The sequence below is a fragment of the Modestobacter sp. SYSU DS0511 genome (assembly GCF_054050755.1).
Genome location: NZ_JBJGZY010000009.1, coordinates 53,910 through 66,324 on the forward strand (window position 1 = coordinate 53,910; position 12,415 = coordinate 66,324).

The following is a 12,415-nucleotide window of genomic DNA, read 5'->3' on the forward strand; positions in this document are numbered from 1 at the left end:
CGAACCGAGGGGCAGCGCGCATGACTTCGAGGCACGTCGGCAGCGTCGTCGAGGGAACCCGACGGACCGTCGCCGAGGTCGTCGCCGAGGTCTCGCCCGACACCGCCGAACGCCTTGCCGTCCGCCCCGCCGCGGTGCGGAGCCGGCGGCCCGCCGCGCTGCTGGCGGCGCTGGCGATCGGTGGCCTGGTCGCCTTCCTGGGCAGCCACGCGCTGCCGACGGCGGAGGCCCAGCCGGTCGAGGTGGCCGCGCTGCTGGCCGCCGACTCCTCGCTCATCGACGAGGAGGCGGCGCTGATGCCGCAGTCGTCGATCAGCGAGGCCGAGGCCCGCGAGCGGCTGGCCGAGGTGGCCGCCGCCCGCGCCGAGCGCCGCGCCCGCGAGGAGGAGGCGGCCGCGGCCGCCGCGGAGGCCGCCCGCCCCAAGGTCGTCGCTCCGCTGGACACCTACCGGTTGACCAGCGGTTTCGGTAGGCGCTGGGGCACCATGCACTGGGGCGTGGACCTCGCCGCCCCGATGCTCACCCCGGAGTACGCGGTGGAGGACGGCGTCGTGCTGCGGGCCGGTGCGGCCAGCGGCTACGGGCTGGCCGTGTACATCCTCGGCGAGAGCGGTGACGTGACCGTGTACGGCCACATGGAGAAGATCCAGGTGCGCGCCGGCGACGTGGTGGAGGCCGGGGACCAGATCGCCCTGCTGGGCAACCGCGGCCAGTCGACCGGGCCGCACCTGCACTTCGAGGTGCACTCCGGCGGGCTGGAGGGCAAGCGGGTCGACCCGGTCAAGTGGCTGGCCGCCCGCGGCGTCCACCTGTAGCCCCGAGGCCCGGCCGTCGAGGTGCTGGCCGGGACCGGGTCGGGTGCGGGAGGCTGACCTGCACCACGTCGGGGGAGGGCGGCCATGGGCATCGGGACGCTGTTCGTGCTGACCGTCCCGGGGCTGGCCGTCGCCCACCTGGTGCTGCCGCCGCGGTGAGCCGGTCGACGGAGGACTCCAACCGGCGGATGCTGCGCGCCCGGGACGCGATGGACCGCGCCTAGGCCGAGCCGCTGGACGTCCCGGCGCTGGCCCGGATCGCGTACGTCTCCGAGGCGCACTTCATCCGCACCTTCAAGGCGACGTTCGGCGAGACCCCGCACCGCTACCTGCAGCGCCGCCGGGTCGAGCGGGCGATGTTCCTGCTGCGCAGCACCGACCGGTCGGTGACCGAGATCTGCATGGCGGTCGGCTTCTCGAGCCTCGGCACGTTCAGCCGCGTGTTCGCCGGGATCGTCGGCGAGCCGCCGAGCGCGTACCGGCGGCGCGGCCCGCTGGCGCCGGTGCCCAGCTGCTTCGGCATGCGGTGGTTGCGGCCGGGCGGGGAGACCGCAGTTCCGGAGAAGCCCGGGGGCGCCGCCCGCCCCTAGCGTCCTGATCATGTTGACCACCATCTCGATCACCTCCCTCTACGTCCTCGACCAGGACCAGGCGCTGGACTTCTACGTCGGCAAGCTGGGCTTCGAGGTGCAGACCGACCAGCAGTTCGGGCCGATGCGCTTCCTCACCGTGGCGCTGCCCAGCGACCCCGGCCACGCGGTGCTGCTGGAGCTGCCCGCGCCGCCGTCGGTGAGCCCGGAGATCGCCGGCCAGGTGCGCGACCTGGTCACCAAGGGCGCCGGCGGTGGGCACCTGTTCCTCACCACCGATGACGCGCACAAGGCCCATGCGTCGCTCAAGGAGAAGGGCGTCGAGCTGCCGGAGGAGCCGGTCGTGCAGCCCTACGGCGTCGACTTCGGCCTCCGCGACCCGTTCGGCAACTCGGTGCGGATCGCCCAGCTGACCCCGCCGCCGTCCGCGTGAGACCTTCCTTCGGGCAGAGATGGCCGTGTCTGCCCGCCGGAGGTCGAGCCGGCGCAGCGGCGCCGGGTCGCCGTCTGCTGCGCGGGTCAGCGGGCCGGGTAGGCGCGCGGCAGCGTGTAGCCGTTGTGCGCGGCGACCTCGCGCAGCAGGTCGGGCCGGTCGGTGATGATCCCGTCGACGCCGAGGTCGATGAGGTACTGCATGGTGGCCGGGTCGTCGACGGTCCAGGGGATGACGTCCATGCCCACGGCACGCGCGTCGTCCACCATCCGCTGGGTGACGTAGGGGCGGAAGCCCGGGTCGTTGATGCTGCCGCTCTGCGGGTCGCCCTGCACGGGGGAGATGGCGTCGGCGCCGAAGGAGTGCGCCGCGGCCACCAGGTCGCCGCCGAAGTCGTCGATGTCGATGCCGCCGAGCCACGGCGAGGCGCCGGGCATGCCGGCCTGCAGGAACTGCTGCCCGTTGGTCAGGGCGACGATCGGCAGCCGAGGCTCGACCTGCCGCATGCGCATGAGGGAGCCCCAGTCGAAGGACTGGATGCTGACCTGGCGGAGGAGTCGGGCCTCGCGCACCTCACGGGCGATGACCTGCACGAACTGCTCGCGCGGCGCGGTCTGCTCCGGGGCTCCGGCCTCCACCTTGGTCTCGATGTTCAGCCACACGCGGTGCGCGCGGCGCTCGTTGACCAGGTCGAGCACCTCGGACAGCAGTGGCATCCGCGCGCCCGGGACCGCCTGCTGCTCGGGGAACTGCGGCAGCGTCTGGCTGCCGCAGTCGAGCGTGCGCACCTGGGCCAGGGTGAGGTCCTTGATGTACCGGACGCCGGGTGCGTAGGGGAACTCCGGGTCGCCGGGGAAGGCCGGGGCGGTGTCCCGGCACTTGGCCGGGTTGATGTCCCGGTCGTGGGTGACGACGGCGTGCCCGTCCTCGGTGATCTGCACGTCGAGCTCAAGGGTGCTGACGCCGAGGTCGAGGGCGCGGCCGAAGGCGGCCAGGGTGCTCTCGACGGTGAGGCCGACGCCGCCGCGGTGGGCCTGGACGTCGAAGAAGCGGGTGCTCCCGCCGCCGGGGCGGTCGGCTGCGGTGGCCACCCCGGCGCCGGCCGGCAGCAGCGCGGCGGCGACGGTGGCGATCAGGAGGGTGCGGAGTCGGCGCACGAGGGACGCTCCTCAGGTCGGCGGACGCCGGCGGGCCCGGCTTCCCCACGGTTCGCAGCCCGCGTGGCGGCCGGGTGCCCGGTGCGCGAACGCGGACCGGCGGCTCCCCGACAGCCGGGTGTCCGCGAGGCGACACGCCACCCCCACCCCCCGGCAGGAGACCGCGCGCGGGCATGTATCGTTCTCCCCGGCTCGGACACACCAGACCGGGTCGGCAAGGGGCTGTGGCGCAGCTGGTAGCGCACCACACTGGCAGTGTGGGGGTCAGGGGTTCGAGTCCCCTCAGCTCCACCCCGAGACGCACGAAAGCCCGACAGCCACGGCTGTCGGGCCCTTCGTCGTCCGCGCTACGGATGCCGGAGCAGGCCGTCGCGGAATCCGTGCTCACCGACGTGCGGCAGGGTGATCCGGCTCCCGATGACGCTAATGTCGCTTACGGCGAGCAGCCGTGAGTCTCCGCCAGTCCTCGACCGCGACAGCACCGGCTTTGCCATTGCCCGCCAGCGTGACGACTGCCGGACGCACTCAGCGCGGTCAGCGCACCTATTGCTGTGGCCGGACCCGTGGACACCTGTCCCGAACAGCTGAGCCGATCGACGACCTAGTGGCTGGGCTCGTCGTCGGCCGACTCTCGCGGCCGGACGCGGTCAACCTCCTCGCAGCACCCGGCGGCGTGGACGTCGCCGCGCTCCACGAGGAAGCCAGTGCCCTGGGGACGCGACTCGGCGAGCTCCCCGACCTCTTCGCCGACGGTGCCATCACCGCCGCTCAGCTCTCGCGAGGCACCGAGCGAGCCCGCGCCCGACTAGAAGCCGTCGAGACGCAGATGGCTGACGCCGGCCGCTTCCCCGTGCTCGGCGAGCTGGTCACCGCGGATGACGTGCAGGCCGCCTGGGAAGACCTCAACCTCGACCGGCGGCGTGCCGCGATCGACACGCTCCTGACGGTCACCCTGCTGCCGCCAGGTCGAGGCGCTCGGGTCTTCGACCCCAGACGGTCCGCACGGAGTGGCGGGCGTCCCAGTCGGGCCCCACTGGGGCCTAGCGGATGTGGACGGCCTTCACGAACCAGCCGGGTGAGGCGACGCCGTGGCTGGCGGGGGTCACCGGCTCGATCATCCCTCCGACCGCCTGAGGCTCAGCATCTCGTGGGCCTATCGACTCGATGTGGACGGGGAGGCTCTGCTCTCGCCGGTCGCCACCCAGTGCTGGTGAACCGTTGCCTCGCGAGTGCGGACGGCGTCGGGGACCTGCCGCGCGGGCTGCTCCCGCGGCTGACCGACCGCGAGCGCGAGATCACCGGGCTGGCCGCGCACGGCCTGCGCAACCTGGAGATCGCCGACCGGCTGGTGGTGAGCCCGCTGACCGTGCGAACGCACGTGCACCGGGCCAGACGAAGCTGGGCGCCCGCGACCGGGCCCAGTTGGTCGTCGTCGCTTACCAGGAGGGGGCTGGTGCGGGCGCCCTGACCGGCTACCGCGCCACCGACAGCGCGACGTCCTCGCCGTCCACCGAGGTGCGCCACTGGGGGCGGGGGCCCGCCGCGCGGCGCATCCGCATCGCTCGTGCTCAGGCAGGGCAGGTGCGCCGGGTGCCGCGCTGGAACCGTTGCGCCGACGGGGCGCCGAGCTCACGGGAGAGGCCGCGGGCGGCTCCCATCAGCACGGGCACGAGCAGCCGTGGCTGCATCGTCGCTGCGTGCGCCACCGCACCGAGAGAGGCGACCACCTCGTCGTTGGCGCCGCGCACCGGGACGCCGCAGCCCATCGTCCCCGGCCTCAGCGTCCCCTCGGTGGCGGCGAACCCGGTGCGCCGGACCTCGGCCAGGAGCACCCGTAGCTCGTCCGGGTCGGTGACCGTCCTGTCGGTGTAGCGGCGCAGCGGCCGGCTGAGCACCTCGTCCTGCACGTCGGTCGGGCTGTGCGCCAGCAGCGCGAGGCCGGTGCCGGTGGTGGTGAGGCTGCGCCGCCGGCCCACCTCGCGCAGCACCGGCACCGAGTCCCGCCCGGACAACCGCGCGACGTAGACCATGTCCACCCCGTCGCGCACCGCCAGCAGCACGTTCTCCCGGGTCGCCTCGTAGACGTCCTCCAGGTAGGGCCAGGAGATCTCGCGCAGCCCCGTCCCGTGCGGTGAGGAGGCCGCGATCTCGCACAACCGGATGCCGACGTGGTAGCCGGACCTCCCGCTGCGGACCAGCGCCCCCCAGCTCGCCAGCTCGCCGACGATCCGGTGCGCGGTCGACATCGGCAGGTCGGTCTCGGCCGCGATTTCGGTCAGAGAGAGCTCCCGCCGGGCGGGGGAGAAGCAGGCCAGCACCCGCAGGGCGCGCTGGGTCGGCGAGTCGCGGCGACCGGCGATCGCCCCGACGCCGGCCCGTTCGATCGTCGGTGCGGCATCGGTCCGGCCGTCAGGCGAATGGGACATGCGGACCACGGGGCCTCCTCGGCTCGCCGGACCGGGCGACCCGGAGGAGGTCGAACCGGTTCTGCCGTCCTGTGCCGGACGAGCGTATGAGGTGGGTCACAGCGGGCACTCTGACCCTTTCCGTCGCGCGGAACGCCGGTTCTCCGTCGAGCAGCCGAGACGACGGCCTGGCCCGAATCGTCGTCGCGCAGATCCCGTGCGGTGGAACTCGCGTTCCGCCCGCGGTGTGGCTCATGCCACGTTGGCCGCCGACCGCGTCGTCTGCTCGGCCACCCGTGGCCGTCCGTGAGGAGCCAGTCCATGTCCAGCAAGCCCCCGCTCCGGGCGGCGGCCGCCGCCTGCGCCGTCGCTCTCGTGGTCACCGGCTGCGGGGGCGGAGGTGAGAACGGCTCCGCCGGTGGCACGTCCGCCGGCTGCGATCCGCGTCAGGGCGGGACGCTCACCGTGCAGCAGCCGTTCGAGATCGCCACGACGGCGAACTTCTTCGAGAGCATCGACCCGTCGCTCATGCAGATCATGTCGGGCACCGTCTACAGCAAGCTGCTGGAGGTCGACCCGGAGGCCGAGGGCTTCGCGCTCACCGGTGACCTGGCCACCGAGTGGAACGTGTCGGAGGACGGGCTGACCTACACCTTCCAGCTCCGGGACGACGTCGTCTGGCAGGACGTCGCGCCGGTCAGCGGGCGGCCCTTCACCGCCGACGACGTCGTCGCCACGTTCATGGGCCTCAAGGCCAGCAACGCGGCCCACAAGTGGATGGTCGAGCCGGTGGAGAGCGTGACCGCCGACGGCGACACCACTGTGGTGTTCCAGCTGTCGCGGCCCTACGCGCCGCTCCTGGAGTACCTGGCCCACCACTTCAACGTGGTGCTGCCGCGGGAGGGCGTCGAGGGCGCCTACGACATGGCGGAGACCTACGTCGGCACCGGGCCGTACATGGTCGCCGAGCACAACCCGGACGTGGAGTGGGTCCTCGAGCGGAACCCCGACTACTTCGGGGACGCCTACATCGATGAGATCCGGCTGCCGATCATCAGCGACACCGCGGCGGTCACGGCGGCGTTGCGCAGCGGCCGGCTCGACATCGGCACCGTCCCCTTCGACATCGCGGAGAGCTCCTTCGCCGGCAACGACGACTTCCAGGTCGTCGAGCAGCCGTCCAACCAGGTCAGCTTCTACATCAACACCACCAGGGCGCCGTTCGACGACGTCCGAGTGCGCCGGGCGATCATGATGGCCATCGACTGGCAGGGCATGGGCGAGGGCGTCCGGGGCCGGTTCATCCCGACGTCCCTGCTCCGCGCGGACGTCTCGGAGGCCGCGCTGACCGAGGACGAGCTCGCCGAGGTGCGCCCCTACGACCCAGAGCAGGCCCGCAAGCTGCTCGATGAGGCGGGCCTGCCCGAGGGCTTTGAACTCGAACTGCTGGTCCAGCAGCTCAGCGAGGAGGACGTCCGCGAGGCGGAGTGGATGACCGCCGACCTCGCTGACGTCGGCATCACCGCCCAGATCAGCGTCGTCGACCCGGCGACCGGCATCACCCGCCGGCGCGCCCACGACTTCGACATCACCAAGGCCGTGCGATCGGTGATCTTCCCGGACCAGGCGATCCAGGACTTCCAGTCGCAGTCGATCGACAACTACGCCGCCGTCGACGACCCGCAGGTCGACGCCATGATCGCCGAGAGCCGGACGATCCTGGACGACACCGAGCGGGACGAGGCCTATCGCGAGTTCCAGCGATACCTGGAGACCGAGGTCGTGCCGGGCGGCTTGCCCGTCCAGTACTTCCAGTTCTGGGTGGCCGGCAGCCGGGGGCAGAACTACCAGCAGTCGCCGATCTACCAGGGCAGCCTCTACGCCGACATGTGGGTCTGCGAATGAGCGGGGCACAGGGGGCGCGGCCGGCCGGGAGGGCCGTCGTCCTCACCGGCTCGGGCATCGGCCGGAAGGCCTTGGTCCGGTTCACCTGTGGAGGCGCGTCGACGACGACCCGCACGATGGGGCCGGCGCGGTGACGCGGGTCGCCCCTCTGCTGGAGGTGACCGACCTGCGCGTCCGCTTCCCCACCCGTCAGGGACCCGTGGAGGCGGTGAGCGACGTGTCGTTCGACGTCCACCCCGGCGAGACCGTGGCCGTCGTGGGGGAGTCGGGGTCGGGGAAGAGCGTGACCGCCCTGGCGGTCATGGGCCTGCTGGACTCCGGCCGCGTCGAGGGCGGGTCCATCCGCTACCGGGACGAGGACCTCGCCAGGGTCACGCCCCGGCGGTTGCGGGACATCCGGGGCGACGAGATAGCCATGGTCTTCCAGAACCCGATGACAGCGCTGGACCCGCTCTACACCGTCGGCAACCAGATCGTGGAAGCGATCCGGCTGCACCGCGACCTCAAGCGCAGTGAGGCGCGGCAGCGGGCCGTGGACCTGCTGCGCGAGGTCGGCCTGCCCGACCCGGAGCGGCGCGCACGCTCCTATCCGCACGAGCTCTCCGGCGGGCAGCAGCAGCGGGTCATGATCGCGATCGCGCTGGCCTGCAACCCCGCGCTGCTGATCGCCGACGAGCCCACCACCGCCCTCGACGTCACGGTGGAGGCCCAGATCCTCCGGCTGATGCGGCGGCTGCAGCGCGACCACGGCACCGCGATGCTCTTCATCACGCACGACATGGGCGTGGTGGCGGAGATGGCGGACCGCGTCGTGGTCATGTACGCCGGCAAGGTGGTCGAGCAGGGCCCGGTAGAGGACGTGCTGGCCGACCCGCAGAACCCGTACACGCGGGCACTGCTCGGCTCCATCCCCAGTCCGACGATCAGCCGGGACGTGCTCATGCCGGCGATCCGGGGGGCGGTCCCGAGTCTGCTGGAGACGCCATCGGGATGCCGTTTCCACCCCCGGTGTCCCGAGGTGTTCGACCGGTGCCCGACCGAGGAGCCGTCGCTCCTCCAGATCACGGCCGGGCGCGAGAGCCGCTGCTGGTTGCACGAGCGGACGTCCGCCGGGGCGGGCACGTCAGGAGGGCATCGTGCAGGGTGATCCGGCACTCCAGCAGCGGACCGGCGCCGCGGACGCGACGCCTCTGCTGGAGGCCCGCGACCTGGTCAAGCACTACAAGATCCGCAAGGGCCTGCTCGGCAGGCCCGTGGGCACGGTGCACGCGGTCGACGGGATCTCCTTCGCCATCCCCCGCGGCAGGACCGTGGGCCTGGTCGGCGAGTCCGGCTCCGGCAAGTCCACCGCGGCCCGGTTGGTCTCCCGGCTGATCGAACCGACGTCGGGCGCCGTCCTGTTCGACGGGCAGGAGGTGCTGTCGATGCGCGGCAAGGACGTCAAGGCCTTGCGGCGCCGCATGCAGATGGTGTTCCAGGACCCGTTCGGGTCGCTGAACCCGCGGCTGACCGTGGGGGACATCGTGGGCGAACCGCTGGAGGTGCACCGCATCTCCTCCGGGCGGCAGCGGCTCGACCGGGTGGTGGAGGTGCTGGAGACCGTCGGCCTGTCCGGCCGGGACCTGCACAAGTTCCCCCACCAGTTCTCCGGTGGGCAGGCGCAGCGGATCGGCATCGCGCGGGCGTTGGCGACCAATCCGGACCTGATCATCTGCGACGAGGCCGTGTCGGCGCTCGACGTGTCCGTGCAGGCGCAGGTGCTCAACCTGCTCAAGCGGCTGCAGCGCGAGCTGGGGCTGTCCTACCTGTTCATCGCCCACGACCTCAACGTGGTGCGCTACATGGCCGACGAGCTGTGCGTCATGTACATGGGCGAGATCGTCGAGCGGGGCGACGGCGACGCGGTCTTCGCCGATCCCCAGCACCCCTACACCCGGATGCTCATCGCGGCCATCCCGGGTCACGACCCGGTCAGCGCCCGCGCCACGGAGCGCGGTGCGGCCACCGGGGAGGTGCCCAGCGCGAGCGATCCGCCCAGCGGGTGCCGCTTCCACACCCGGTGCCCCGCAGTCCTCGACCGGTGCCGCACGGAGCACCCGCCGCTCTACGACGCCGGTCAGCCCGGCCGCGTGGCCGCGTGCCACCTCCTCGACGAGCCACGGCAGGTGCAGCGAGCATGATCCGCTACGCCCTCGGCCGCATCGTCTACGGCGTGGTGGTGCTCGCCCTCGTCACCCTCTTCGTCTTCATCGCCATCACGTTCATCCCGAGCGACGCGGTGGACGTCATGCTGGCCGACGCGGGTGCCAGCGAGGAGCAGGCCGCGCAGCTGCGCGCGGAACTGGGGCTGGACCGGCCGGTCTGGGAGCAGCTGGGCACCTTCCTCGCCAACGCCGCGCAGGGCGACTTCGGCCGCTCCTTCTACACCGGCGAGTCGGTGGTCGATCTGTTCCTCGCGCGGATCCCGATCACGCTGCAGCTGGGGGGACTGGCCCTGGTGATCGGCACGTTCATCGGTCTGGCGCTGGGCATCATCGCCGCCGTCCGGCGGGGCACGGCCACCGACGGGGCCGTCCGGGTCACCGCCGTGACGTTCCTGTCGGTGCCGAACTTCGTCCTCGGCCTGCTGCTGCTCACCGCGCTGGGGCTGTGGTTCGCGTGGTCGCCGCCGTTCGTCTACCGCGGCCCCACCGAGGACTTCGCCTCCTGGGCGCAGCACATGATGATCCCCGCGATCGCCTTGGGCACGGCGTCCATGGCGGGCATCACCCGGATGACGCGGTCCTCGCTGCTGGAGAACCTCGGCGCCCAGTTCATCCGGACGGTCCGCGCCAAGGGCGCCGGTGAGCGGCTGGTGCTCTTCAAGCACGCGATGCGGAACTCGGTGATCGCTGTGCTCACCCTCGTGGGGGTCGACCTGGCCACCGTGCTCGGTGGCACCGTGATCCTCGAGTCCATGTTCTCGCTGCCGGGCACCGGTCAGCTCGTCTACCAGGCGGTGCTCGACCGCGACTACCCGGTGGTGGTCGCCTGCACGATCTTCTACGCGGGCCTGTTCATCTCCATGATGATCATCATCGACCTGCTGTACGCCTTCATCGATCCCCGCATCCGAGCGGCCAGGGAGGCCGGCAGATGAGCAGCGACGTGGCGGGCAGCAGCCCGCTCACCCCGGTCGTCCCGGACGAACCCCGGTCCGACGAGAGCACGCCCACGACCCCGACGGCCTCGGAGGCGTCCCCCCGGCGGCGGGGTCCGGCCGCCTTCTGGGCGGGGCTCACGCGGTTCGTCCGCACCGAGAAGCTCGGGGCGATGAGCCTCGCGCTGATCACGCTCTTCGTGGTCCTGGCGGTCTTCGCGCCCCTGCTGGCTCCCTACGACCCGCTGCTGCAGAACCGGCGCAACCTCACGGAGGCGCCGTCCGGCACGTTCTGGCTCGGCACCGACGACCTCGGCCGGGACGTGCTGAGTCGGCTCATCTACGGCGCCCGCGCATCGATGATCGTCAGCGTCGTCACGACGGTCGTGAGCCTCGTGCTCGGCACGGTCATCGGGGTGGTCTCAGGATTCCTCGGCAAGCGCTGGGACCTGATCATCCAGCGGCTCATGGACGCCATCCAGTCCGTGCCGCCGTTGATCCTCCTGCTGTTCCTGGCGGTGGTCCTCACCCCGTCCATGACCAGCACGATCGTCGCGCTCACGATCGTGATCACCCCGTCGTTCAACCGGGTGGCGCGGGGCGAGACCCTGCGGATCCGCGAGGAGACCTACATCGAGGCGGCACGGGCCACCGGCTCCTCCGCGCTGCGGACCATGGTCAAGCACGTGCTGCCCAACATGGCGGCACCCATGATGACGATGGCCTCGCTGCTCTTCGCCGGCGTGATCATCGCTGAGTCGGCGCTGAGCTTCCTCGGCATCGGGACGCCGCCGCCGACCCCCTCGTGGGGCGGCATGCTGTCCAGCGGGGCGCGGTACGTGGAGCTCGCGCCGTGGCTGATCCTCGCGCCCGGCATCGTCCTGTCGATCGCGGTCTTCGCCTTCAACCTGCTCGGGGACGCGTTGCGCGACTTCTTCGACCCCCGCCTCCAGCGCTGACTGCCGGCCGGCCCGGGCTGTCGACCGGTCGATCCCCGACGGCGGTGAACCGCACGGTGCGGGTGGCCGGGTCTGCAGTCACGAGCCGGACGCGGACCCGCCGCCCGGGCCGACCGACCGTCGCAGCGGCCTCCACGGCCAGCTCGGCGAGCACCGCGGTGGACCTCTTTCCTCCGCGTCGAGCACGACGGCGTCGAAGACCTCACCGGCCGGGCCGGCCAGCACGGTGGCCTCGACCAGATCGATGACGGCGTGCTCGACCCCGCGCGTGCGTCGGTCGGAGGCGGCCATCAGCCCGGGCAGCGGCGCGGTCCCGTGCGCGTAGGGAGTGCCGCCGACCTCGTCCGTGCGGGCGCCGGCAACGAGGCCGAGCGGCTGGCGATCCTGCGCGCCACGAGGCCTCCGTGCGGTAGCAGGTGGCCGACCTCCAGGAAGCGCTCGCCGTCATCCACCACCAGGTCGACATCTACCTCGCCCACCTCGCCGCCGACACCGCAGACCCCTCTGGCTCGACGGCCCGACGTGCGAGCCGGTGCCCGACCGCTGGCCCGCCTCAGCTGCTCGTCGGGCACTGCAGGTTGACCGGGTTGCCGTCCGGGTCGAGCACGTGCGCCACGCGCATGCCCCACGCCATGTCCGTCGGGCCTCCGGTGACCGAGCCACCGTGCGAGCGCACGGCGTCCAGGAGCGCGTCGACGTCGTCAACGCCGATCCCCAGCAGGGTCCGGTTGCCGGCGGGCGGCTCGGCCTCCCGGACGAGCCCCAGCACCGAGTCGCCGATGCGCAGGCCGAGGAAGAACGGTGGGTCGCCGGCGTCTGCCGGCGGGGTCCGCTCGACCACCTCCGCGCCCAGGACGCCGACGTAGAAGTCCCGCAGGCGTTCCGGGTCGGGGGTGAGCAGCATGGGCAGGATCGTGGGCACGGGATCTCCTCCGGTTCGGTCGTCTCGCAACACCGACTCCGGACCGACGCGGAAGTCATCGCCCCGGGCTCCGGCCCGCCCGATGGGCGT

At 72.3% G+C, this 12,415-nt stretch carries 14 protein-coding genes and 1 tRNA gene; 10 read left to right on the forward strand and 5 right to left on the reverse strand.

The features are described from left to right. Positions 1 to 20 precede the first annotated feature (20 nt). The 3 genes from ACI783_RS06535 to ACI783_RS06545 all read left to right on the forward strand — a co-directional run bounded on the left by ACI783_RS06535 (position 21) and on the right by ACI783_RS06545 (position 1,838). Positions 21 to 815, forward strand: coding sequence for a M23 family metallopeptidase (locus ACI783_RS06535; RefSeq protein ID WP_457139696.1), 795 nt, complete (start codon positions 21 to 23; stop codon positions 813 to 815). Positions 816 to 1,072: 257 nt separating this feature from the next. Beyond that, positions 1,073 to 1,405 (forward strand): helix-turn-helix transcriptional regulator, encoded by a 333-nt coding sequence (locus tag ACI783_RS06540; RefSeq protein ID WP_457139748.1) that lies wholly within the window; start codon positions 1,073 to 1,075, stop codon positions 1,403 to 1,405. Between the two features lie 10 nt (positions 1,406 to 1,415). Then, positions 1,416 to 1,838 carry a VOC family protein gene (locus ACI783_RS06545; RefSeq protein WP_457139697.1) on the forward strand — a complete coding sequence of 141 codons (423 nt, stop codon included), beginning with the start codon at positions 1,416 to 1,418 and terminating at the stop codon, positions 1,836 to 1,838. Between the two features lie 86 nt (positions 1,839 to 1,924). Here the strand turns inward: ACI783_RS06545 and ACI783_RS06550 are convergent, their stop codons facing one another. Further along, positions 1,925 to 2,995, reverse strand: coding sequence for a glycerophosphodiester phosphodiesterase family protein (locus ACI783_RS06550; RefSeq protein WP_457139698.1), 1,071 nt, complete (start codon positions 2,993 to 2,995; stop codon positions 1,925 to 1,927). A 218-nt stretch (positions 2,996 to 3,213) separates the two neighbouring features. Here ACI783_RS06550 and ACI783_RS06555 point away from each other — a divergent pair. Both ACI783_RS06555 and ACI783_RS06560 read left to right on the forward strand, forming a co-directional pair. Further along, a tRNA-Ala gene (locus tag ACI783_RS06555) sits at positions 3,214 to 3,286 on the forward strand. A gap of 919 nt (positions 3,287 to 4,205) precedes the next feature. Further along, positions 4,206 to 4,463 (forward strand): helix-turn-helix domain-containing protein, encoded by a 258-nt coding sequence (locus tag ACI783_RS06560; RefSeq protein ID WP_457139699.1) that lies wholly within the window; start codon positions 4,206 to 4,208, stop codon positions 4,461 to 4,463. Between the two features lie 100 nt (positions 4,464 to 4,563). Here the strand turns inward: ACI783_RS06560 and ACI783_RS06565 are convergent, their stop codons facing one another. Then, positions 4,564 to 5,421 carry an IclR family transcriptional regulator gene (locus ACI783_RS06565; RefSeq protein ID WP_457139700.1) on the reverse strand — a complete coding sequence of 286 codons (858 nt, stop codon included), beginning with the start codon at positions 5,419 to 5,421 and terminating at the stop codon, positions 4,564 to 4,566. A gap of 300 nt (positions 5,422 to 5,721) precedes the next feature. Between ACI783_RS06565 and ACI783_RS06570 the strand changes: the two genes are divergently transcribed. The 5 genes from ACI783_RS06570 to ACI783_RS06590 all read left to right on the forward strand — a co-directional run bounded on the left by ACI783_RS06570 (position 5,722) and on the right by ACI783_RS06590 (position 11,403). Continuing rightward, on the forward strand, positions 5,722 to 7,305 hold the full coding sequence (locus tag ACI783_RS06570; RefSeq protein WP_457139701.1) for an ABC transporter substrate-binding protein: 1,584 nt from the start codon (positions 5,722 to 5,724) through the stop codon (positions 7,303 to 7,305). A gap of 208 nt (positions 7,306 to 7,513) precedes the next feature. Next, on the forward strand, positions 7,514 to 8,452 hold the full coding sequence (locus tag ACI783_RS06575; RefSeq protein ID WP_457139702.1) for an ABC transporter ATP-binding protein: 939 nt from the start codon (positions 7,514 to 7,516) through the stop codon (positions 8,450 to 8,452). After that, positions 8,442 to 9,485, forward strand: coding sequence for an ABC transporter ATP-binding protein (locus ACI783_RS06580; RefSeq protein ID WP_457139703.1), 1,044 nt, complete (start codon positions 8,442 to 8,444; stop codon positions 9,483 to 9,485). The genes ACI783_RS06575 and ACI783_RS06580 overlap by 11 nt, the downstream gene beginning before the upstream one ends. Further along, positions 9,482 to 10,444, forward strand: a complete 963-nt coding sequence (locus ACI783_RS06585; RefSeq protein WP_457139704.1) for an ABC transporter permease — start codon at positions 9,482 to 9,484, stop codon at positions 10,442 to 10,444. The genes ACI783_RS06580 and ACI783_RS06585 overlap by 4 nt, the downstream gene beginning before the upstream one ends. Further along, a complete protein-coding gene (locus ACI783_RS06590) occupies positions 10,441 to 11,403 on the forward strand; it encodes an ABC transporter permease (RefSeq protein ID WP_457139705.1) in 963 nt (320 codons plus the stop codon). The genes ACI783_RS06585 and ACI783_RS06590 overlap by 4 nt, the downstream gene beginning before the upstream one ends. Here ACI783_RS06590 and ACI783_RS06595 read toward each other — a convergent pair. The 3 genes from ACI783_RS06595 to ACI783_RS06605 all read right to left on the reverse strand — a co-directional run bounded on the left by ACI783_RS06595 (position 11,348) and on the right by ACI783_RS06605 (position 12,325). Beyond that, positions 11,348 to 11,557, reverse strand: a complete 210-nt coding sequence (locus tag ACI783_RS06595) for a hypothetical protein (protein ID WP_457139706.1) — start codon at positions 11,555 to 11,557, stop codon at positions 11,348 to 11,350. The genes ACI783_RS06590 and ACI783_RS06595 overlap by 56 nt on opposite strands. Then, positions 11,482 to 11,694, reverse strand: a complete 213-nt coding sequence (locus ACI783_RS06600) for a hypothetical protein (RefSeq protein ID WP_457139749.1) — start codon at positions 11,692 to 11,694, stop codon at positions 11,482 to 11,484. The genes ACI783_RS06595 and ACI783_RS06600 overlap by 76 nt, the downstream gene beginning before the upstream one ends. A 262-nt stretch (positions 11,695 to 11,956) precedes the next feature. Further along, on the reverse strand, positions 11,957 to 12,325 hold the full coding sequence (locus tag ACI783_RS06605) for a VOC family protein (RefSeq protein WP_457139707.1): 369 nt from the start codon (positions 12,323 to 12,325) through the stop codon (positions 11,957 to 11,959). Between the last annotated feature and the right edge of the window lie 90 nt (positions 12,326 to 12,415).